The organism is Alphaproteobacteria bacterium LSUCC0396 (genome assembly GCA_041228345.1).
In the GTDB taxonomy this organism is placed as follows: Bacteria; Pseudomonadota; Alphaproteobacteria; order Puniceispirillales; family Puniceispirillaceae; genus UBA3439.
The window spans coordinates 1771178-1794199 of the sequence record CP166131.1 but is presented as its reverse complement, the minus strand read 5'-3'; the positions used below and the strand labels follow the sequence as shown (position 1 = coordinate 1794199).

Below are 23022 nucleotides of genomic sequence, written 5' to 3'. Positions count from 1 at the left end.
GTGATCACCTACGATTCACCAATGATCCTCTGATTTTCATTTCTGATCCGAAATGGAAAAAAACTCATTTCGGAAAGGAAATGAGATTTCTATTTTGACCAAATTTTAACAATTTTTTTTACACCTAAGACCAAAGTCTACGGTCCACCGATATAAATAATTTTAACTAAATAATTAAACGGTAATTAAGGTGTAATTAAAAATAAGTTTCAGAAGATGATTGATCAGAAGGATTACAAAAGAACAAAAATCTACGAATTCTTATCGAATGTTCAGTTCAACGAACCACTGTCGGTGACACTTACGGAAAAGAAATACTTCATCGGTAAAGATGAAACTAAGTGTTGGAACGATAAGATCAGATCAATACAAAACACCAAACATTTTCTGAACCGAATTAACCAATACACCTTCAAAAACAGTTTTCATCGATACGGAAAACGATTGAAGTCATTTGTAGTGATGGAAGTTTCTCCCCATACCAAACGACCTCACATTCATTTGATTTTAGAAAAACCTAATCGTCTCCAATTTGATGAATTCAAAGAGGTAATCAACGAATGTTGGTCAAAGACTTCATTCGGTTATCACCATACAGATGTTCGTAAAATCTATTCTGATGGTTGGTTAGATTACCTCTTAAAAGACAGATCGAAGATCGATCTTATGTCTGATATCGATTGGGAAAATACACACATTGGTTTGTCGAAATAAATTTCCTACCACCCAATCGATATCAACATTTCTAAGTACGGTGAAAGGTGTTGGAACCAACAACACTTTATTCATCAACAGTATCAAAAATCTAATAACCAAACGAAAGAATACCAAATGAATAGTCTATCACAACCTTATCAAAAACCACCTACCCACCATCAAACTGTTAACGAAGAACAGTACCAACACAGATCATCTGTACTCCGTAAACACTTAACTATTTATATCTCTAAGAAACATATTTTCTATGTGAAACCCATAATGATAACCATCAAAGAAAGGCTACAATCAAATCTACTTATATCGTTCAAACAGTTCAAAACTCTGATCAAATATCTCAAAAACGATATGAAAACTTTTACTGAACAACAGTTAATCGATTTCTTTTCAGTCCTTATCTACAACTACCCAACAGTTGATGAAGATACATATTTAGAAACCTATCACATTGAAGAATTTTATGAACGTTACCCTAACAAACGACCTCCAATGACATTGGATGAGTTTATGATCTACTAAGGAGTCAAAATGAATACCAATAGTTCTTCCATTACCTTTTATTGTCCAAATCACCTTAAAACCTCATTCGATGATTTAGTTAAATTCAAACGAATTAGTAGAACCTCCATCATCAATACACTGATGGAACAATGGTTAAGATCTGAACATCAACAACTCAAAGAGGATGATAAACTTCAATCACTCCTCAATGATGTGAAACTTAGATCTCACAAAAACAAATCATTCAGAACCCAACCGTCATCAGAACGACCGACTACATCAACGGATAGTTACTTTGATGATGATGACAAACCAATGATCCCATTAAAATCTGACTACCATAACGATGATTGGTCAGACGTCAGTGGTTTAGGTAGGTTAGGTGAATTGAAATGATCTATCCAATCACCAACAAAAATTTTGAGTTATCCAAATCAGAACTCAATTCTTACGTACAAAAGGTGAAGGTCAAAAAGATTAGAAAATTCGATTACGTTGATAACTCACAAATTGATGAGATCGATAAAGAACTTAAACGAACTACCAATCAAAAAAACTACACCATCATTGTATTGGAGGTGTAGATGTACAGTTTCAAACAATTTATCACCATCAATGAAGGTAAATATCCACTATGGGTAAAATTCGTTGTAGGTGGTTTGGTACTCAAAATGAGGGGTTTATCACAACGGATTCAAACTGAAACTGACCCAAAGAAACAGAACGATCTGATCTCTCAACAGAACAACTTACTTTCATATATTGGTGGATTAGGGATTGGTGTTTCTTCAAACGACTCTCAACTACTTAATCGGATGAAAAAAGGTTTGGTAGGTTCAAAGAAATAATTACGTATCCCATTCAGTATTTGATTTTCTATTACTGAATGGGGTTTTGTATGGAATTCCGTAATTTTTGATGATGTGAATCATTTTATCACATTCAGTTGTCAGATCCCTACAATACTTAGAACCCAATTCACCACATTCTTTTACGATCTGTAATCGATCCTCTAAATTCAAATCTATGTTGGATGGTGTAACACCAACAAACGAATGACTTACAAAGTTTCGTTTAGGTAACCAAATCTGTTCAATATTACTCATCAACTTCCTAAAATCTGTTGATAGTAAAATCTTATCTTCTTTAACAATCTTAAACAGAGTTCGTATCACCATACCTACTGATTGGTAGGTGTAATCGATACCGTCATCGTTTTTAATTGTTTGGATTAATGCTGTGAGACGATCATTGATAATTGAATCAACAATACAACACACCTCAAAGTATCGTTCTTCTTCCAAACCTTCTTTAATTCGTTTGAAACCTTCGGTGTACAGTTCATACCGTAATCGGTTTTGAGTACTACCTTCCTCACCTTCCATACGAATGTTCTTTTGTTTGTTGGTAAACTTCAGATCTTCAGACATCAAACAACTCAAAAAAAATGGTATCTAATCCAACTATAGACCACTGATTATAGAATTTACAAAGTATAATCAGATTTCATAAAATATTGAGTTTATTCAGTAATTTAATACCTAAAAAGGGGTGTTAAAAATAACTGATGATGATATAATTAGGAACCATAATTTGATAATCAGTTTGGAGACAAATTATGGGAATAGGTAAACAATCAAAGACACTCAATAAATCACAAATCGAAATGATGAGGTCTTACCTTCGGTCAAAAAGGAATGGTTTAAGAAATGAAACCATATTCCTTTTGTCCGTAAAAGGTGGTCTTCGATCTAAAGAAATCTCACAACTCAGTTGGAAAGAGGTTTGTGATAGTGATGGTAAAGTGTCTGATCATATTAATCTTACTAATAGAAGTTCTAAAGGTCTCAGTGGACGAATTATACCTATCAACAAAGACCTTCGTAAAAATCTCATTGAATTGTTGGATCAACAACAACGGATGTACCGATCTTTTAACATCGATACCTCTTTTGTAGTTCGAACTGAGAGATCACCTTTCACAACTTCTCAATGTGTAGTGAATATGTTTCAGAGTTGGTATCGGAGATTAGGTTTATTGGGGTGTTCATCTCATAGTGGGAGAAGAACATTTATCACCGAAACATCTAAACGGATATCATTAGTTGGTGGATCATTGAGGGATATTCAGATGATGGTAGGTCATAGATCACTACAAACTACTCAAAGATACATTGAGGGTGATAGTGAATCTCAAAGGAAAGTAGTTGATCTGATCTAACTCTTATGTTTGATTTTGACTTCCTCATCTTCTGTGGTGAACGGATAAAGTTCTTCATACATCCATTGGATGTCCTCTTCGGAAAAAAGAACTTCTTCTGTTTCATCTATGAGTTGTTTGACCGTAGATCTCAATTCATTGAGGTGAATTACCCTAAACCGTTTTTCAGATGAAACTGATACACCCTTAAATGTACATTCATTTGAAAAAACTATCAGTGACCACATTGGTACAGTCTCATTCAGAACTCTTTTGAGATATCTGATATGTGATCCATTTTGTCTTAGAGGACTGTAAAATCTTTCTTTGTGACTTTGACGACCTCTACCCATCGGTAAAGTTTGTGTCCAATATCGGTTTTTATCATTACCAAAGATCCAACCACTGTAGTTTTTACTTTCAATGACAAAGAACCCTTTAGGGTGAATAAGAACTACATCGATTTCTGTAGTCTCTTCATTTGGTTTAGGAATATAGAGGTTAAAAAGAAACTTTCCTCCATCTTTTTCGTACCACTCCAATTCCTCCCAAATTTGATATTCTCCCAATTCACCTTTATCCAATTGGGAAAGGGATTTTTTAGTACTTTGGTAGTAGGAGGATTTTTTGTATCTGTTTGATCTCAGAGATCCGATCACTACCATCAACAGAACACAGATGATTATGTAGTAATACCAACTCATTGTTCATATTCCGTTTTTCTATCTCTGTTGTTATTTTTCAAACAACCACTTCAGAAAATCCAAACCTAAATTCTCAAAGTTGTTTACCTCTATGTAAAATGATGGTGGAAGAAATATTGAAATGATAGGGAAACCCTCTATTGGTGTGATAGTCACATCAATCTTTTGGTCTTTACCATCCCTTTTTATGAACACTTCACTCACAACCTTTTGTGATAGGAAAGTATAGGATATCGGAAGATTTACACCACTAACTACAATGTTTGAGTAACCATTCTTTGTAAACAGTTCCTCAACACCCTCCTTTACACCTTCCTCATTGTGAGTGTGTTGAACAAATCCTCCCCAACACAACACACCTATCAATATTAGAAAAACCCATCTCATCAAATTAGTTCCCTAAACCTCAATTTCCCATTTCGGATCCGAAATCATTTTTTGAAGTAATCCTTCACCCTATCGAACTCAAAAAGTTCAGTTTCACTCTTATTCTTTGATGGATCATAACCGTCCACATACTGAAGTTCATTACCCTTAAATGGATTGTAGTTAACCGTATGGTGATACCTACTAAATCTCCAATCCACCTTACTCACATCATTGTGAATGACCTCCAACATCTTTGATTTGTTGTAAGTACCCTCTTTGAAATAGAACTCATCACTATTACCACCACCTAAGTTTTGAGTAGGTGATTTATGTTGAAGTAGACAATTGAATTGGATTGTACATAGATCTCCTTTCCAACCATCCTTTTTGTAATTTTTGATATCGAACTGTGGTTCATACAACGATGGATCGGATTTCTTATGTTTAAGTACATCTAAACTCAAAATTGTATCTTCGTTGTACCTACCTCTCCATCTGAAAGGACAACTATTTTCAATCAGTAGAACCGAATAGATCCTACAATTTCTAACAAACGGTGGATGAGGTACTTTATCTACACAAAAGAAATCATATTGGAGACCACTAATAGGTACATTCTTAAACCTATCAACAAACTCCTCACAAACCCTAAACATCCCACCATCACCGATAGGAAGTTTTCTATTTCCGTACAATCTGAAGAAATCAGTGATGTTGTCATCCATCACCCAATGTCGTTTGAATCCCATTTGGGTTGAGTGATCCCAAACCCAATTACGGCTTCTACCAACACCATCACCACTATTTGAATACGGAAGAACTAAGATCTTTTCTTTATCGATCATACAACTGTATTCATCGTAATTCTGTGGTTCTATTACGATGTAATAAGGGATACCTAACCGTTCCAAACACTTTGAGGTTAAACGACTATCACCTCTATTCTTTGAAACTATGTAAATTGGATATTGAGGTTTCACCGTTTCACTTCGACAAACCCACCAATACTTCCACTTCTTTGGTTCTCTAAAAGGAAAGTTCATATATGGAAGGTTTAACGATAACCTTTGTTTCACCTTCTTCGTAAACTCCATATGAGATTTTTGATTTTTGAAGGTGATGTGAAAGGTAATGTAGGGTCTCCAACCATCGTTCCAAAACTCAACCGTATTTTTCCAAAGTTGTGATTCAATTCGATCTTTGTGTGAGGTTTTCTTAGGAAACGGATTTTTCCTTTTCTCAACAAACTTCGGATCTTTTGATTGATGTGATGTGTAGGTGAATTTTGTTTTATCACTACTTAGTGATTTACCGATTGTTTCACAGAATTTTTGTGTATCGGTGATGTTCCAACAATGAACTTTCAACACAAATGGGTAATCAGATTTCTTACCTTTTGGTTTTGGTGGTTGATAACCTAATTCGTATTTCTCAACCTTATTAACCTCATCAACCAAATCATCGTATGATGTGGTTTCTACTACTTCGATGTTGTTCTTTATCTTCCCCATTATTTGTATTTCTTAGTGGTATCTTTTTTACCACCCTTCAGATTTTTCGTTACATCCGTTTGATCTTTTCGTTTGAAGTACCCATCAGTGAGATACTCCATTTCATCTGTGATCAGAAATTGATGTTCGTTTTCTTTGGTAATCAGTTTCCTAACCTTAGTTAGAAAATTCTCAACATCATTCAAATCAACACATCCGATTTTATCACCATTCTTTTTATCGAAATCGAACAACTCACCATTCACAGTAATCGTAAGAAATTTCAAAGTTCGTTTATCGGTTCTTTTTGGTTTCGGTGGTGGTGGATTCTCCCACTTTTGTCTCCAATCTCTCACACCCTTTTCAGTTTGATTAGATCTAATGAGTGGTGGTCTTTTGGTGATCCAATCAAACTTTGGTTCATCAACTGATTTTCGTTTTGGTGTGTAATGAAGAAGGATATTGAACAGATCTTTATCAGATTTAAGAACCATCGAAAGTTCGTAAAGTGATCCAACTGATAAGGGTAATTGTTTTAGGTATTTTTGGGGATCTGATGTTTTGGTACCAACATAATTAACCACTTCACCACAACCACAGTATTTGGTGAAATTTGACAATGATCCGTAATAGTCAGTTAGTTTTTTGTCAGAATACCATTTTTGAAATTCTTTAGTGTATTGGTTGGTAGTCTTATCCAAATACTTCTTCCGAATAGAACTACTCAATAAAAACAGTTGAAATCGATTTTCTCTGTCATCATCGAACCGTTGTTTGATTTCATTTTCTAAATCATCATTGAGGTTGATACGGTTGTGACCTCTAAATCTATAACTCATTTTTTTACCACTCTTTTGTGATTTGAACTGAGATGATTGGTAACATTTTGACCAATAGGTTCGGACCTTACCGAAATTTCTAAACCCACCTTCTATTCGTTTTCCATTTTCATCCAATGGGATTTTGAAAAACTGAGGGAACATTTTTTCTATCTTCTTATGATCCCTCCAAACATCGTTGTATTTGGTTTTATCCCAAACATCCGATGGTATTTTTCCTTTTAAACTTTCATTACCAAAACAAAATAAATGGGAAACTCTATTTCCAAAACCTCTACTTAAAAGACTTAAAAAGAATATCGTATCTTCCCCATACCTCACTTCAGTGGTGGGTAAATCATCCAACACATCTTTAAAATCTGATCCATTGAAACAGACAAAACTACTGATGGATTGGTTGTTCTTATAAAAGTCTGTTGAGGGAATATTTTGGATTTGTGATGGACCACAAAAAGTAACAGTTGGATCATCCAACCATTTGGAAAATGTTTTAAACATTTCGGTTACATCTTTATTGGTACATAACCTACTACTCTTTTCCATATCGGAAGGTAATCCAAATCTCTTTTGGTTCCTTCTTTTGAAAATAAGATCATCATCAATAACCGAATATTTGATGTTCCTACCTTCCCTATAAATGATTTCCCTACTTTTTGGTAAACACATCGGATCAGACAAATCCAACTTCTTAGGTAAAACCAAATAATCACAATCGTATTTGTATTGAGGTCGTTCCCAATGTTGGACAACCATAGTCACTTTCTTTTGAAGTGATTTTGGTAACCCATTATATGTGATCTGTCGGTCAACTCTATTGACCGTAGGAATAAAAATACGATCCATTAAATCTCATTTCGGAACAGAAATGGTTTCTGATCAAATGAGATCACATAGATGGATACAGATCAATTTTTTATGATCAGTGTGGTGATCCGTAGAGGATTCGAACCTCTGACCCTCAGTTTAGGAAACTGATGCTCTATCCATCTGAGCTAACGGACCAAACCACACAACTAACTAATATCAAATGATTTTAACAAAAGCAAATTTTAACAATTTATTAACAAAAAATATCAACACATTATTTCGTAATTAAAACAATACACTATAATCTATACAAATATTAGGAATCTGTCGCTCTATCCTGATGAGCTACGGGATCACAAACCTCTTATGCCCGAATTTATCTTGGAATGCCAGTGGCCAGAAATAAGCAATGAGCCATCAGCGATAAGCGACCATTGAGCAGCAAAGGTGGTTGTTTTACCTGGCAATCTTCACGCCCGTTTATATACGCAAAGTTCCTTTCATTGACAAATGCGGTCTCAAGGCGCATAAGACCGCCAAAGATGTGGCGCGCTAGGGGCGATGCTACCTTCGCGAAAAGCCATGCGCTAGAAAACAAACTTATGTCAGATATGAATCAAGACCCTGCCGAAATTTCGGCCCCAACACCGCCTGTCAGCTTTGACAGTTTCGACCTTCCCGAATTGATGCTGGCAACGCTAGCCCGCGAAGGCCTGGTTGCACCAACCCCCATTCAAGCCATGTCAATACCGCTTTTGCTGGAAGGCCGAGACCTCATCGGGCTTGCCCAAACCGGCACTGGCAAAACCGCTGCATTTCTGCTGCCATTGATGACGCATCTTGGCTATAGCGCCGCGGTTCGCGCCGGACAGCCGCCAAAGGCATTGATCCTTGCGCCAACACGCGAGCTTGCCAATCAAATTGAACAGAATGTCAGTAAATTGTCGGCGGATCTGAATATCCGGCATCTTGCCGTATTTGGTGGTGCCCGTTATGATGCGCAAATTCGCGGGTTACGCCGCGGTGTTGACATTGTTGTGGCGACGCCGGGCCGGCTTGAAGATTTGATGGATCGCGGTGCCTTTGATCCCAGCGGCATCACCCATTTTGTACTGGATGAGGCTGACCATATGCTCGATCTGGGTTTCTACCCACCGATCAAGCGTATCGCCGCTAGCCTGCCACGCACCCGGCAAACCATGCTGTTTTCAGCGACCATGCCGCCCGAAATTGAAACGCTAGCCAAACAGTTCCTGACCGACCCGGCACATGTCAAAGCGCCACAAACCGGCATCACCGCCGATAAGGTGACGCAGCGCGTGACCTTGATGAGCGAGGGTGACAAGCGTGACCGGCTATGCGACATCCTGAATGAACATGATACCGGCCAAAGCCTGATTTTCGTGCGTACCAAACGCCGCGCCGATGCCTTGGCGAAATTTATGGAAGTCCGCGGTTTCGCTGTTGATGCACTGCACGGCGATATGCGCCAGACCTTGCGTCAGAAAGTGCTTCGCAATTTTCGCAGCGGCCAGTTGCGCGCTTTGATTGCAACCGACGTTGCGGCGCGCGGTATTGATGTTGCTGGCCTAAGCCATGTTATCAATTTCGACCTTACCGATACGCCCGAGGCCTATGTTCACCGCATTGGGCGGACTGGCCGGGCTGGTCTTGGCGGGCTTGCCCTATCATTTTGTGCGCCAGACGAGCGCAATAAGCTGGCAGCTATTATTGCAGCGGTTGGCGCACGGGTAGAGCTTTATGAGCTAGACGGAACAGCTGTTACCGATTTCAAAGCAAGCGGCGGTGCCGCACGCGGCCGGCGGCGGCCTCCGCAAGGGGCACGCTCTCGCAGCCAAGGTGATCGTAGCCAAGGTGCCCGACGTGATGATCGGCGCGATGATAGACCACGTCGTGATGATCGGCGTGATGATCCGCCACGGGGTGATGCGTCTGATCGGCGCCAAGATGGCCGTCCATCAGCGGGCCGTCCATCAGCGGGCCGTCCATCAGCCAATTCAGCCCGCACCAGCAAGCCGTTTGATGGCGAGCGTCGTCAATCACGGCCATTTGCCAAGCGGGCAGACGCCGATAATCGTCCACAGCGTGACACATCTGAAAGACGAGATAATCGGCCACGGCGTGATGCGTCCGATAGACGCGATGATCGGCGTGATGATTGGTCGAAGCGCGATGGCTTTCAAAAACGCGATGGGTTTGAAAAACGTGTTAGCCGGTTTAAAGGGCGTGATGATGCATCTGGCCGCGACAGGCCTGCAAGCGGTGACCAAAAGCCGGGACGGAATACAAAGCCGTCCTTTGGTGAGAAACCAGCACGCGGTAAAAAGCCTTTTGGCAGCAAGCCCGCTTTCAACAAACGGCCTAATTTCGGTGACAAGTCAGCAGCACAGAAACCCGCATCTGATCGCGGCAAACCTGCAGACCGCGCCACGTCACCAGCACCAAAATCTCGTAAAGTCGGCCCACCACGCCGCGGCAAAAGCGCCAACCCTCAAGGTGGTCAGGGCACACTAAAGCGGCGCCGGTAATCACCGTTGCTAGCCATCTGAAGATTGCAAATATGGCGCTGGACGGTTTAGGCCATCCGGCGCCAGAAATGTCGCTGGATAATAAACACAATCGCCGACCCCGCCCCCATTGCGAGCAGCGCGTAAAACCAGGCGCCAATCATGTCAGCACCGCCAGCCTGATCCAGCACATAACCAACGACAGGCCCGCCAAGTGCGCCGCCGCCAAAGCCAATCATCGAATGTACCGCCAGCAGCGCGCCGCGATCATGCCGATCACCTGCCTCGACTGTTCCCGTTGTCAACGCGCCCGAATCCAGCATGATAAAGCCATTGTAAACCCACAATCCCAGCACCACTAACCAGACCGGCCCGGTAAGGCTAAAAGCCACAAGCAGGCTGACCAGAGCGGTTGTGGCACCGATCAGCGCAATTACCCGATGCCGTCCGTAGGCAAGGCATATTTGGGCGCCTAGCAATGATGCCAACATCCCGGTAACCGTGATCAGGCTCACAATCGTGGTCACAGCACCAATCCCAAAACCACCATCGGCGCGACCTGCCAGAAAAACCAGCAGCGCAAAGCTCCATGTCCGAAAGGCAAACAGCTCATAAGTATGGGTGGCATAGGCAAAAATATAGCCAAGCGCAACCGGTTTGCGGAAGGCCGGCCGCAAATCCAGTGGATGGCGTTTTTTCTGGCTGGCGGGCAATGGCGCCGGTGGGCAGGCTTGAACCTGAAACAGCACAAGCAATGCCGCCAGCACCGATCCGCCCGCCCCAAGATAGGCCGCAACCTGCCAGTCAGCAAAGGCCAGAACTGTCCCCATCACGCCAAATGATGCACCGGTTCCAATGCCAAAGCAGGCCGTATACCACGGCACCGATCGTACCCGTGCCGCATCATCCAGCCGGGCGTTTAGAATTTGCAAACCGGGCATATAGGTGCCGGCAAGACCAGCCCCCACCAAAGCCCATGTTAATGACGCAGACCAGAAACCATCGGCCACTAGTCCAAAGCCGAGACAGCCAACCCCGCCAAAAGCACAGCCGCCCAAAAAGACCAGCCGTGCATCAATCCGGTCAGTCAACCCTACCAGAATTGGCGTTGCCACCAGATATCCTATAAAATAGGCACCGCTGACGAAACCAATATCGGTATTGCTAAGGCCCCATTCCTGCCCAAGGCTGATAAGAAAAACCGGCCATAAGGCAAAGCTGAGCAACGCCAGTATTCCAGCAAAACTGACAAGAGCCAAAAGTCTTTTCGGGTGATCAGTAGGTACCATTTATCACAAGCCTGTCGTCATGTAATTGCTGGCTTGCCAAGCGTTTTTGAGTTTGTGGATTTGTGGGTTTGTGGGCGGCGCCAAAAAAAAGCACCGCAGGAAAGCCCTTGCGATGCTCTTAATCTTTGCTTTTTGGTCGGGCTTAGCCGCCAAGGAACAACCGGCCAACGTCCGGATTTTCCAGCAATGCATTGCCAGTATCGGCAATCGCCGTTTCACCCGACACAAGAACATAGCCAATATCGGCAAAGGCCAGGCCTTTTTTGGCATTCTGTTCAACCATGATGATTGTCTTGCCGTCCTTCTTTTGAAGGTCATCAAGAATTTCAAACACCATGTCGATGAAGCGCGGCTCAAGACCAATTGACGGCTCGTCAACAAGAAGAACCTGCGGCTGCATGACCAACGCCCGAGAAATTTCCAACAGACGGCGCTCACCACCCGAGAGAACCCCTGCAGGTTTGTCACGGCGATCAGCGAGACGGCTATATTTATCAAACACCATTTCAGCAGCAGCTTTTGCCTCGGCTGGACGGTCTTTCAAAAAGCCACCCATCAGCAAGTTTTCCTCAACAGTCATTTGCGGGAACACTGACTTATCCTGAAGGATGTATGCAATGCCTGCTTCTGACAGTTTTTGCGATGGAGTCAACGCTGTTACGTCTTTCCCGTCAACGATGATCGAGCCGGAAAAGATATTGGTAAAGCCAAAGATCGAATGCAGCACGGTTGATTTACCGGCACCATTCGGCCCGATCAGGCACAATGACTGACCGCGTCCAATGCGCAGGCTGAATTCATGCAAAATTTCCATTTTGCCATAGCCAGCCCGAAGGTTGTTGATGGTCAGATAATTCTCATTATTAGCCAGCTTTTCCAGTTCCTTGCTGGTGGGTGCGTTGGCCGCAATCGAAGCTGCTTCGCGGGCAACCTGATCAACCGACATCACCACATCAACCGAACCGCCGCCATAGCCGCTAACGTTCTTTTTGGTCTTTTTTACCGCTTTTGCCGACGCTTTTTTAACGGCGGCTTTTTTTACCGGCGCTTTTTTCACCGCTGCTGCTTTTGCCACAGCTTTTTTGGCTGGAGCTTTTTTAGCCAAAGCTTTCTTAACTACAGCTTTTTTGGCTGGAGCCTTTTTCACGGCTGGCTTGCTAACAGCTTTCTTTGGCGAAGCTGCTTTGGCGGCTGGCTTTTTTACTGGTGCCTTTTTTGTAGCCGCAGCTTTTGCAGCAGTCTTTTTCACAGGTTCTTTGGCCATTAGTGCCCTCCAAGATACGCGTCAATAACGCGTGGATCATTCTGCAAATCTTCTGGTTTGCCACTCGCCAGCATCTTGCCGTTTGACAGGCAATAGATGTGCGATGCCAGGTTCATGATCACCCGCATATTATGTTCGATCACACATAAGGTGATGCCAAGCTCTTCATTCGCCCGTCTTAACCGGTCAATCAATCCATTGATCAATGTCGGGTTGATACCGGCAGTAGGTTCATCAAGAAGCAGCACTTTTGGCTCGTTCATCAATGCCATCGCAAATTCCAACAGCTTTTGCTGACCAAAGGACAAATCGCCAGAGATCAGATTCCGCTTGGAATAAAGACCGACAAATTCAAGCAAATGCTCAGCACGGTCGCGTATTTCACCACGACGACTGGCAAACATAGAGTTTTTCGAACCGTCTCGGTGCGATACCGAAATCTGCATGTTATCAACACAATCCATCTTGCTATAAATGCGGGTCTGCTGAAAAGTCCGCAACATTCCAAGACGTGCAATATCGCCAACACGTAGATCTGATATTTCGGTATTGTCAAATTTGATCGAACCACTATCAATTGGATGATATCCCACAATCGAATTGAACAATGTTGTCTTGCCACAGCCGTTCGGACCTATAATGCCTGTTATTGAGCCACGCTCAACAGCCATCGATATATCCACGTTAGCTTTAACACCACCATAAGATTTAGAGACGTTTTCAACTGCGATAATCGGATCAGCCATCTATGCCTCCTCTTTCGTTTGTGTGTTTGAACGATCGACAACAATGCCAAATTTTTCTGGGTATTTCGCCTGCAGCCACCCCATAATGCCCTGCTGGAAATACACGATATTGACAATGAGTATCAGACCCAGGACAACCCATTGCAAACCGAGCAAATATGTCCAAGTGGTTTCCTTGACAATGTGGAACAAAATGGCACCGAGCACAGGGCCCCACAATGTACCCTTACCGCCAAGTAGGGACATCGCCACCATAAAAATCCCGAATGTAGCAACTGGGAAAGCTACCTCAAGCGGCTCGATGTAGCCGACCATGTTACCAAAGACCGCCCCCATGCACCCCATGAAGAATGCGGCAATCGCCCACCCCACCTGTTTGTAACGCAAGGTCGGAATACCCATCGCTTCAGCTTTATCCTCGTCATCTCGGATAGCGTTCGCCGCCAAACCAAACTGAGTGCTAAACAACCATCTAATAACAAAATGTGCCAACACAGCCAAAACAAAGCAAAGCACGTAGAAAAAAGCTGAGCGGTATTCAATGGGCAGCGGAAGGAATGGCATGGATATACCCGCGCCTCCGCCAATCGTATCGATAGTGCCAGCAACTTCACGTGCCGCTACCGCAACCCCCAAAGTCCCGATTGCGAAATAAGGACCACGCAAGCCAAACACCGCAAGACCTAATAACAAAGACAACGCAACACATCCCAGCCCAGCTGCAATGATCCCAATACTTAGTCCGGTGTAGTATTGTGCCTCAGTAAAAACCGGTTTAATCGCTCCATAAGAAGCGGTGTAGTCAGCCAGGTCATAGAACATCGACACCTGCACAGCAGCGGAAATATACATGCCAACGCCAAAGAAAGTGATATTACCAAGAGAGTTATAACCCATCTGGCCACCGGTAATGTCCCAAGTGGATGCCATGAGGACCATGATCCACAACATCGCTATCTGCAACGTGTAATCGGGAAACAAGAACGGGCCGAGAACACCAAAGACGCCGAGCCCTATATAAGCGATTTTTTCATTCATGATCTTACCGAACCACCTGTCTTTGACGGCGCATTTGAATCTGACGCCATAAGAGAACACCAATCAGCACAAACACCGCTGCCGCTATTTGCCACTCAGCGCCAGCAATGATGCCGGCATATTGTTCAACCCAGCCAAGAACAAAGCTCATCCCGATTACACCAGGAAGATTACCCAGGCCAGCTGCCGTTACGATAGCAAATGTACGTAACGAGTACACAATCCCGTAGAAAGGCTGGATAACCCAAATCATCGAGACCAAGACACCAGCAACACCACAAATAGCTGCATTTAATGCATAAGTGAATGCATAAACCCTATCTGTATTAATGCCCAGCACCCTCGCTGCTCTTGCATCCTGGGCTGTGGCACGGATGGCCTGACCCATCCGAGATCGCTTCATAAATATGATAATTGCTGTCGCAAAAACAGCTGCCAAGCCCAGAGACACGATCTTTACTGTTGGCACAGTCACAAAGCCGTCGAACATAGTCGCGATGTACATGTGCGAGTCAACAGTTTGCACTTCAGGCCCATAAATCAGGTTCATTACCTGTTGCAAGAACAACGATAAGCCAAACGTCGCTAGCAAAGATACGAACATGTCGTTGTCTATCACCCGCTTGATTACCAATTGGTAAACGACCAGGCCAAAAATGAACATAATTACAGCAACAAATGGTAACGATAACACGGGATGAATACCCATATTATTCGATGTAAAAGCCAAAAATCCTCCAAGGATAACAAAGTCTCCCTGAGCAAGATTTTTAACGTTCATGACACCCCAAACAAGCGCCAGACCATACGCCGCGAGCGCGAAAACAGCACCAATAAAGATACCATCAAAAATCATTTGCACGTTCATCACGGGGGCAAGAACGAACAGCAATTGTAAATTATCTAACATTCAACGAGGTCCTCTATTATTTCAGAGACATGTTACCCGCAAGCTCATGTTGCGGCCACTCATGATTTTAAAAAACGCAGTTAATCCAGTTACCCTAGCTGGATAGCAAACTTTGTGCGGTGATTAGCATAACGGATTATAAAAAGAAAGCCCGACTAACGGCCGGACTTTCTATTTTTTCCTGCATCGAGCAGATAACTTTTAGTCGGATAACGTATTAGTAGTCCACTTTCCGGGGGTGAACCATATCCTTAAAGGTAACTACGTTATCATAGCCACCTTGAGCGTTGATCTGACGATAATACATTGGCTTGGCGATATTGTTACCTTCCGGCGCAAATTTGATTGGGCCGTAGAAGGTGTCCATATCTGTTGCAGCTAGTGCATCGCGAACCGCATCACGGTCAAAGCTGTTGGCTCTTTCAAAAGCATCCTTGAACACCAACACAGCAGCAGAAGCCTGAGTGGTCTGATAAGGAATTTCGGCCGCATACTCTGGATAGGCAGCTTTGAACTCCTTGTCGTAAGTACCTGCATCGCCGAAGATTTCCTCTTTGTTTGGCAGGTTACTCAACCACTGCGTTGGACAAAGAATCCCATTAGCGGCCTTTGGAAACTTTTGGGGAACTTTTGCAGCCTCACAGTGCGTGATCGCAATGACCGGAGCCTGCACCTTCATTTCTTCAATCTGGCGAGCTGCAGTGGCTGCACCCTTGGAGTGACCAGAAACAAGCAGAATGTCAGGCTTCAACGCTTTGAACTTGGTCAAGGTTGCCGACATATCCGACAAATCAGCCGGCAACTTGTCATCGATAACGATCTTCATATTGTATTTTTTTGCAACATCAAGAACACCCGCACGCACATCGAGCGAGAAACCATCATTCTCGAAGGCCATCCCAATTCGCAGATCACTCGGAGCCTTCCAACCCGACTTGGCTTTTTGGGCCACCAAGTCAAGGACTGGCGCCAAGTAATATTCAGAGGTAGACAGCACTGCAAACATATATTTGTAGCCCTGCGTAAACAGCGCACGAGATGCACCCTCAGCCTCAACCATCGGCACTTTAAATTTTTCAGTTACGGGCGCAACGGCTTTGGTCATGCCCGTTGAGTATGGTCCGAGCATAAACTGAATACCATCCTGCTGGATCAAGCGCTCGGCAAGCTGCGTCGCACGCGATGCTGCAGATTCGTCGTCATAGTACTTGATCGCAAGCTTATATGATTTACCGCCGACCTTTACTCCGCCAGCGTCGTTGATTTTCTTTGCAGCAAAATCATACCCCTTTTGCGTGTGCAAGCCGTTTGTGGAGTATTTCCCTGAAAGAGAGATTGCTGAACCAAGGATAATAGTATCCCCCTCGACTTTTGCCATCGCGCTACCAGCTATTCCTGCGAGCCCTACCGCAAGAGCGGCGCCCATAGCTACGCTGTACTTCTTATACATTCTATAATTCCTCCCAGAATCGAACGTTGTTGTTGTGTACAACCATGCGACATTTCCACCGGCTTGCCAAGGACGATATGGTATGAATTGAAAAAAAAACCAAAGCCAATCACGACAAAAATGATCACCGTCTAAAAATTGGCTCTTGATAGAGGCTAAAACTAGCGCGGCTCATCCCCCTTTAAGGTGATTCTGTGCAGCAGTCGGCGATAACCATGATAGTCATTCAGCGGATAATGCTGGACGCAGCGATTATCCCAAAAGGCCACATCGCCAACCTGCCATTTCAACCTGCACTGAAATTCTGGCGAAATTTGATGGGTGAAAATGTAATCCAAAAGCCCACGACTTTCTTCCTCGCTCCAGCCATCAAAGGCGACCGTATGCGCCGGGTTGACGAACAGCGCCTTGCGGCCAGTTTCCGGATGGGTGCGCACAACCGGATGAATACCAACCAGATCGTCGGGATTAACACCGCTTCCCGAATCCTTGATCCGCTCACTGCGGGTAGAACTTACCCGTTTCTTGCCGGCTGCATTGACCGCCCATAAACCGTCCAGCACCGCGCGAAGCGAGTCTGATAATTGATTATATGCATCATATTGGCTGGCAAACAGGGTATCACCGCCCAGTGGCGGCAATTCCTTGGCATAGAGCAAAGTCGCCATTGGCGGGCATTTCTGATAGGTCGTATCGGAATGCCAGATGCCACCGAAATTGACTTTTTCATCTTCCTTTTTTAACACCTCGGTGATCATCGGAAAGCCATCAAGTCCGGTTAAAAACGGATAGATATCCGGCTCGCCAATGGCAGCAGCAAAAGCAAGCTGTTGGGCCGGCGTTATGTCCTGACCGCGAATTACAATCATCTGATGCTCGAGCCAAACCGCACGAAGCTCGTCAATGAAAACTTTGTCAATTGATGCACTGAGATCAACGCCGGTGACTTCGGCGCCCATGGCCGGTGCTAACGCTACTACCTTCATGAAAAAACCCTACCCCCTTATGGACAAACAATGCCAAGGCGCTGTCCTCGCCATCTGTCAAGATCTTGCGATTATAGTGACAATGATTAGATTGGTGACTTGATTGGCGACTTGATTGGCCGAACACTCCAGCATTTTTTGACCTGCCCAAAAAAATATCTTCGCCTAGATTTGGAAAAAAGCAAGCCCGTTTGACTGGATCTAAATTTAGCTATAACTGGTACCAAAGTCGGCTTGGCTTCGCCGAAAAATGATAGTACAACCATGAAATTCGGGTTTCCGGTTCGTATCAGGCACGCTTTGTCAAAGCCGTGATTGTCTTGATCGAGCCTAAATAACTGACGACCATATGTTTTAACTGTAACTTGATGTAACGACAGGGTGACAACTCATGAAGATGACAACCGAAGAAGCGTTTGTAAAAGTTCTGCAAATGCATGGCATTGAAAATGCTTTTGGCATTATCGGCTCTGCCATGATGCCGATTTCTGATCTCTTTCCGCAGGCCGGTATTACCTTCTGGGACGCCGCGCATGAATGTAATGCAGGCATGATGGCTGACGGTTTTACCCGCGCCACCGGCAAAATGTCGATGATGGTTGCGCAGAACGGCCCGGGCATCACCAATTTTGTAACCCCTGTTAAAACCGCCTATTGGAACCACACACCATTATTGTTGGTCACCCCACAAGCGGCGAACAAGACGCTTGGTCAAGGCGGCTTTCAAGAAGTCGAGCAGATGGCCCTATTTAAAGACATGGTTGCTTATCAAGAAGAAGTGCGCGACCCATCGCGCATTGCCGAGACGCTTAACCGTGTCATCCTGCAGGCAAAGCGCGCCTCAGCACCGGCCCAGATAAACATCCCGCGTGATTTCTGGACACAGGTTATTGACATTGAACTGCCGGCCATCGTTGAGTTTGAGCGGCCATCAGGCGGTGAAGATGCAATCAATCAAGCGGCTGAGATGCTGTCAAACGCCAAATTCCCTGTATTGCTGAACGGTGCCGGCGTGGTAATCGGTGGCGCCATCGAAGCGTCAATGAAACTGGCTGAGCGTCTTGATGCGCCGGTTTGCTGTGGTTACCAGCATAATGATGCATTTCCCGGCTCGCACCCGCTTTTTGCTGGCCCGCTTGGCTATAACGGGTCAAAGGCTGGCATGGAATTGATTGCCAAGGCAGATGTTGTTTTGGCATTGGGAACGCGGCTGAACCCGTTCTCAACCTTGCCTGGTTACGGCATTGATTACTGGCCGAAAGACGCCAAGATCATTCAGGTTGATATCAACCCCGATCGTATTGGCCTGACCAAGAAGGTCACTGTCGGCATTGTTGGCGATGCCAAGAAAGTTGCGACGAGCATATTAAGCAAGCTGTCAAGCACCGCTGGTGACACCGACCGCAGCAGTCGCAAGGAACTGATCGCCACAACGAAATCAGCATGGGCGCAAGAGCTCACATCCCTCGATCATGAGGATGATGATCCGGGAACAACTTGGAACGAGCGTGCACGCGGTCGTGAGCCACAGAAAATGTCTCCACGCATGGCATGGCGCGCTATTCAGTCAGCGCTGCCAAAGGACGCGATCATTTCTTCTGACATCGGCAATAACTGCGCAATCGGTAATGCCTATCCGACTTTTGAAGAAGGCCGTAAATATCTTGCGCCTGGTCTGTTTGGACCGTGCGGCTATGGTCTGCCATCAATCATGGGCGCGAAAATTGGTCGCCGCGATGTGCCGGTCGTTGGATTTGCTGGCGATGGTGCCTTCGGTATTTCGATGAATGAAATGTCAGCGATCGGCCGCGAAGAATGGCCAGCGATCACCATGGTTATTTTCCGCAATTACCAGTGGGGCGCCGAAAAGCGCAACACAACCCTCTGGTTTGAAGATAATTTTGTTGGCACCGAGCTTGACCAGCAGGTCTCATATGCTGGCATCGCCAAAGCGTGCGGCGTCGAAGGTGTTGCCGTATCAACGATGGACGAGCTGCGTGACGCACTGGCAAAGGCGGTTGACGCCCAGATGAATGATGGCGTGACCACATTTATCGAAGTGATGCTGAACCAAGAGCTTGGCGAGCCGTTCCGCCGCGATGCAATGAAAAAGCCAGTCGCAGTTGCCGGCATTAGCCCAAGCGATATGCGGCCACAGCAAGGCGCATAATATTTTGGGGCGGTTTCGTGCCCACCAAATAAATGTGCTGCAAAATAGCTAACAATAAAAAAGGGGCTGCCGCCGGCAGCCCCTTTTTTACATCTAGTTTTTTTCCGATTGTGAAATTCAGATCCGGTTTAAACGGTTAGGACCGTGCAGCCAGTTGTCGCACGGCCAGTTAACGCATCATGCGCCTTAGCCACGTCTTCCAACGCAAAACGCTGGTTGATCGAGACATCAATCGTACCGTCGGTCACCACCTTGAATAGTTTTGCTGACGCGGCATCAAGCCATGCACGATCACCAACAAAATGAAACAGGGTTGGGCGGCTGAGATAATATGATCCCTTGGCAAGATCACCGATCTTGAAATCGGCGTAGGCACCAGATGATTGGCCAAAAGCGATGATCGTGCCACGCCGCTTGGTTGAGGTGATGCTACGCGCCATCGTGTCATTCCCAACAGAGTCATAGGCCACATCCACACCCACCCCGTTGGTCAGACGCATCACTTCCGCCTCAAAATCGGTGGTTGTGTAATCAATCACGTGATCAAAGCCGTTTTCCTTTGCCAGCGCGCATTTTTCTGCACCGCCAGCGGTACCAATCGTGGTCGCCCCAATCGCCTTTAGCCACTGACCTGCAATCAGGCCAACGCCGCCAGCCGCCGCATGAAACAGCACAGTATCACCCGGTTTGACGGCAAAGCTGTCATGGATCAGATAGGCAACGGTAAGCCCCTTTAGCATGATTGATGCCGCTAGATCGCTTGGCACATTATCCGGCAATTTGACAACATAGGCAGAGTCAATAAGCCGGTGCGTTGCATAGGCGCCATTCGCCAGCGTGTAACCAACCCGATCACCAACCGCCAGACCAGTCACCTCATTGCCCACTGCCTCGATGACCCCTGCACCTTCAGACCCAAGAATTAGGTCATTTTCAACCGGCCATGGATAAGCGCCCCGGCGGATATAGATATCGAGGAAATTGATACCAATTGCATCATGTTTGATCAGCACTTCATTGGCGCCTGGCGTCAAATCGCCCAGATCAATTTTATGAAGAACCTCAGATCCGCCCGGTTTGGCGGCTGCCATTGCATAACCCATTTCCTGTCTCCTTGATCACTATATTTATTTCATTGGTTTTGATCGGGCCTTGATCGGATTCAAATTGACCCTCGATTAGCGCGCCACCTGACGTGTTTGCTTGGATGAACGCCGCGGCCCTACTATGCCAATGTGCCGACGTTCGAATGCGTTGGTGTTCGGTTGTTTTGGTATTCCAATATTTTTCTGTTTTGGTGTCTAGGTGATCGCCACCGTTAAAGTGCAATCCTGTTCGTCTCATACTGCCTATTCACCAAAATTGCTAGCCAGATGATTAGACCGGGTCAAACCATCAAAATGATCCATGAAAAAATTTATTAAAATCCTGATAAAATATGATTTTAATTTCTAATTTTCTGGCGATAACCGTACGATTTATCTTGCAGTATGCCTTTTTCGCCCTACGCTTTGGATTATTGGCCAACTAAAGGGGAAATTTAGCATGTCCAATACAGATATTGGCACGTCCGACCAACTAAAAGATCCAAATTATGAAATACCGCTTGGGCCGCGAACGGCCCTTGGCATTCAGCATGTTCTGGCAATGTTTGCCAGCAATGTAACACCATCGATTATCATCGCTGGTGCTGCTGGCTTTGCGTTTGGCGGTGAAGATATGGTGTTTCTGGTGCAAATGGCGATGCTATTTGCCGGCATCGCAACCGTATTCCAGACAATCGGCTTTGGTCCGGTTGGCGCAAGATTACCTGTGATGCAGGGAACTAGCTTTGCCTTCGTTCCGATTATGATCGGCATTGTCAAAACCAGTGGCATTGCCACGCTGTTTGGCGCGGTGATTGTTGCCGGCCTGTTTCACACCTTCCTTGGCAGTGTTATTGGCCGTATTCGCCATTGGTTCCCGCCGCTGGTAACCGGTATTGTGATCACTGCAATCGGCCTTGCATTGCTGCCTGTTGGCATCAAATATGCGGCTGGCGGTGCTGCAGCGCTTCAGATGAATGCGCCTGAATGGGGTGATCTCAGCCGTTGGGGCCTTGCTCTGGTGGTGATATTTGTCGCGCTTGGCGTCAAGTTTTTCACCCGTGGCACAATGTCATCAGCGGCAATTCTGATCGGCCTGATCGCCGGTTACATCGTTGGCTATCTAACCGGTCAGGTCAATTTTGGCGGCGTTGCAAAGGCGGCATGGTTTGCCATCCCGCAACCGTTCAAATATGGCGTTGAATTCAGTGCCTATGCGATTATTGGCATGTGTCTGATGTCGGTTGTCAGTGCGATTGAGACGGTTGGTGATATTTCCGGAATTGCCAAAGGTGGTGCAAACCGCGAAGCCACGGATAAAGAGCTGGCTGGCGGCACTTATGCTGACGGTCTTGGCAGCTTTGTTGCGGGTCTTTTTGGCGGCTTGCCGAACACATCCTTTAGCCAGAATGTTGGGCTGATCTCGATGACCGGTGTGATGAGCCGTTCCGTTGTTACGCTTGGTGCCCTGTTCCTTGTGGCTTGCGGCCTTATTCCAAAGGTTGGTGCCATCATCGCGGCGATGCCAATCTCGGTGCTTGGCGGCGGTGTCATAGTGATGTTCGGGATGGTGGTCAGCGCTGGCATCAATATGTTGTCAGATGTGAACTGGAACCGTCGCAACATGATTATTCTGGCGATGTCACTCTCAATCGGTCTTGGCCTTCAGGCCGTGCCAAAATCAATGCAGCACCTGCCAGATTCGCTGGAAATGCTGATGGTGTCAGGCTTACTACCCGCTGCTGCGATTTCGGTAATTTTGAACCTGTTGATCCCAGAAGATGTTGACTGATAAATCGGATAGCGACTGATAAAGCGGATATCGGCTAGAAAAAAAAAGAGCCTTGCGGGACCAAACCTGCAAGGCCATTATAAGCAAAGATCATCATGCCGCCAGATCGCAAGGTTTGGCGGCATGATTGCGCCAAG

At 45.3% G+C, this 23022-nt stretch carries 21 protein-coding genes and 1 tRNA gene; 8 read left to right on the top strand and 14 right to left on the bottom strand.

What is annotated here, in order from left to right:
- Positions 1 to 216 precede the first annotated feature (216 nt).
- From AB8881_08640 to AB8881_08630, 3 genes are all read left to right on the top strand, one after another.
- Positions 217 to 714, top strand: coding sequence for a hypothetical protein (locus AB8881_08640; GenBank protein XDZ62614.1), 498 nt, complete (start codon positions 217 to 219; stop codon positions 712 to 714).
- Positions 715 to 1245: 531 nt separating this feature from the next.
- Positions 1246 to 1614 carry a hypothetical protein gene (locus AB8881_08635; protein ID XDZ62613.1) on the top strand — a complete coding sequence of 123 codons (369 nt, stop codon included), beginning with the start codon at positions 1246 to 1248 and terminating at the stop codon, positions 1612 to 1614.
- A 188-nt stretch (positions 1615 to 1802) separates the two neighbouring features.
- Positions 1803 to 2066 carry a hypothetical protein gene (locus AB8881_08630; GenBank protein ID XDZ62612.1) on the top strand — a complete coding sequence of 88 codons (264 nt, stop codon included), beginning with the start codon at positions 1803 to 1805 and terminating at the stop codon, positions 2064 to 2066.
- Here the strand turns inward: AB8881_08630 and AB8881_08625 are convergent, their stop codons facing one another.
- Positions 2067 to 2648 (bottom strand): hypothetical protein, encoded by a 582-nt coding sequence (locus tag AB8881_08625; GenBank protein XDZ62611.1) that lies wholly within the window; start codon positions 2646 to 2648, stop codon positions 2067 to 2069.
- Positions 2649 to 2836: 188 nt separating this feature from the next.
- On the opposite strand from AB8881_08625, the gene AB8881_08620 reads away from it, so the two are divergent.
- A complete protein-coding gene (locus AB8881_08620; GenBank protein ID XDZ62610.1) occupies positions 2837 to 3439 on the top strand; it encodes a tyrosine-type recombinase/integrase in 603 nt (200 codons plus the stop codon).
- Here the strand turns inward: AB8881_08620 and AB8881_08615 are convergent.
- The 5 genes from AB8881_08615 to AB8881_08595 form a co-directional block, all read right to left on the bottom strand.
- Positions 3436 to 3987: a nuclease-related domain-containing protein gene (locus AB8881_08615; protein ID XDZ62609.1), complete on the bottom strand. Its 552-nt coding sequence runs from the start codon at positions 3985 to 3987 to the stop codon at positions 3436 to 3438. The genes AB8881_08620 and AB8881_08615 overlap by 4 nt on opposite strands.
- Positions 3988 to 4152: 165 nt before the next feature.
- Positions 4153 to 4509 carry a hypothetical protein gene (locus AB8881_08610; GenBank protein ID XDZ62608.1) on the bottom strand — a complete coding sequence of 119 codons (357 nt, stop codon included), beginning with the start codon at positions 4507 to 4509 and terminating at the stop codon, positions 4153 to 4155.
- 44 nt (positions 4510 to 4553) lie between these two features.
- Positions 4554 to 6002 carry a hypothetical protein gene (locus AB8881_08605; protein ID XDZ62607.1) on the bottom strand — a complete coding sequence of 483 codons (1449 nt, stop codon included), beginning with the start codon at positions 6000 to 6002 and terminating at the stop codon, positions 4554 to 4556.
- A complete protein-coding gene (locus AB8881_08600) occupies positions 6002 to 7663 on the bottom strand; it encodes a hypothetical protein (GenBank protein ID XDZ62606.1) in 1662 nt (553 codons plus the stop codon). The genes AB8881_08605 and AB8881_08600 overlap by 1 nt, the downstream gene beginning before the upstream one ends.
- An 82-nt stretch (positions 7664 to 7745) precedes the next feature.
- A tRNA-Arg gene (locus AB8881_08595) sits at positions 7746 to 7822 on the bottom strand.
- Positions 7823 to 8229: 407 nt separating this feature from the next.
- Here AB8881_08595 and AB8881_08590 point away from each other — a divergent pair.
- Complete coding sequence (locus AB8881_08590) at positions 8230 to 10176, top strand: DEAD/DEAH box helicase (GenBank protein ID XDZ62605.1); 1947 nt, start codon at positions 8230 to 8232, stop codon at positions 10174 to 10176.
- Between the two features lie 47 nt (positions 10177 to 10223).
- On the opposite strand, the gene AB8881_08585 is transcribed toward AB8881_08590, so the two are convergent.
- Both AB8881_08585 and AB8881_08580 read right to left on the bottom strand, forming a co-directional pair.
- Positions 10224 to 11444 (bottom strand): MFS transporter, encoded by a 1221-nt coding sequence (locus tag AB8881_08585; protein ID XDZ62604.1) that lies wholly within the window; start codon positions 11442 to 11444, stop codon positions 10224 to 10226.
- A 142-nt stretch (positions 11445 to 11586) separates the two neighbouring features.
- The gene (locus AB8881_08580; protein XDZ62603.1) at positions 11587 to 12390 is read right to left on the bottom strand and encodes an ABC transporter ATP-binding protein; all 804 of its coding nucleotides are present in this window, start codon (positions 12388 to 12390) and stop codon (positions 11587 to 11589) included.
- A gap of 43 nt (positions 12391 to 12433) precedes the next feature.
- Here AB8881_08580 and AB8881_08575 point away from each other — a divergent pair, with 43 nt between their 5' ends.
- The gene (locus tag AB8881_08575) at positions 12434 to 12736 is read left to right on the top strand and encodes a hypothetical protein (protein XDZ62602.1); all 303 of its coding nucleotides are present in this window, start codon (positions 12434 to 12436) and stop codon (positions 12734 to 12736) included.
- Here AB8881_08575 and AB8881_08570 read toward each other — a convergent pair.
- The 5 genes from AB8881_08570 to AB8881_08550 form a co-directional block, all read right to left on the bottom strand.
- Positions 12708 to 13454: an ABC transporter ATP-binding protein gene (locus AB8881_08570; protein ID XDZ62601.1), complete on the bottom strand. Its 747-nt coding sequence runs from the start codon at positions 13452 to 13454 to the stop codon at positions 12708 to 12710. The genes AB8881_08575 and AB8881_08570 overlap by 29 nt on opposite strands.
- Positions 13455 to 14492: a branched-chain amino acid ABC transporter permease gene (locus AB8881_08565; GenBank protein ID XDZ62600.1), complete on the bottom strand. Its 1038-nt coding sequence runs from the start codon at positions 14490 to 14492 to the stop codon at positions 13455 to 13457. It abuts the gene before it with no gap.
- Positions 14493 to 14496: 4 nt separating this feature from the next.
- A complete protein-coding gene (locus AB8881_08560) occupies positions 14497 to 15402 on the bottom strand; it encodes a branched-chain amino acid ABC transporter permease (GenBank protein ID XDZ62599.1) in 906 nt (301 codons plus the stop codon).
- 217 nt (positions 15403 to 15619) lie between these two features.
- Complete coding sequence (locus AB8881_08555) at positions 15620 to 16852, bottom strand: amino acid ABC transporter substrate-binding protein (protein XDZ62598.1); 1233 nt, start codon at positions 16850 to 16852, stop codon at positions 15620 to 15622.
- Between the two features lie 161 nt (positions 16853 to 17013).
- Positions 17014 to 17838, bottom strand: coding sequence for a TauD/TfdA dioxygenase family protein (locus AB8881_08550; protein XDZ62597.1), 825 nt, complete (start codon positions 17836 to 17838; stop codon positions 17014 to 17016).
- A 391-nt stretch (positions 17839 to 18229) separates the two neighbouring features.
- On the opposite strand from AB8881_08550, the gene xsc reads away from it, so the two are divergent.
- Entirely contained in the window at positions 18230 to 20008 is a 1779-nt protein-coding gene (gene xsc / locus AB8881_08545; protein ID XDZ62596.1) for a sulfoacetaldehyde acetyltransferase, read from the top strand.
- A 128-nt stretch (positions 20009 to 20136) separates the two neighbouring features.
- Here the strand turns inward: xsc and AB8881_08540 are convergent, their stop codons facing one another.
- Positions 20137 to 21111, bottom strand: coding sequence for a quinone oxidoreductase (locus AB8881_08540; GenBank protein XDZ62595.1), 975 nt, complete (start codon positions 21109 to 21111; stop codon positions 20137 to 20139).
- A 442-nt stretch (positions 21112 to 21553) separates the two neighbouring features.
- On the opposite strand from AB8881_08540, the gene AB8881_08535 reads away from it, so the two are divergent.
- Positions 21554 to 22885, top strand: a complete 1332-nt coding sequence (locus AB8881_08535; protein ID XDZ62594.1) for a uracil-xanthine permease family protein — start codon at positions 21554 to 21556, stop codon at positions 22883 to 22885.
- The last annotated feature ends 137 nt before the right edge of the window (positions 22886 to 23022 follow it).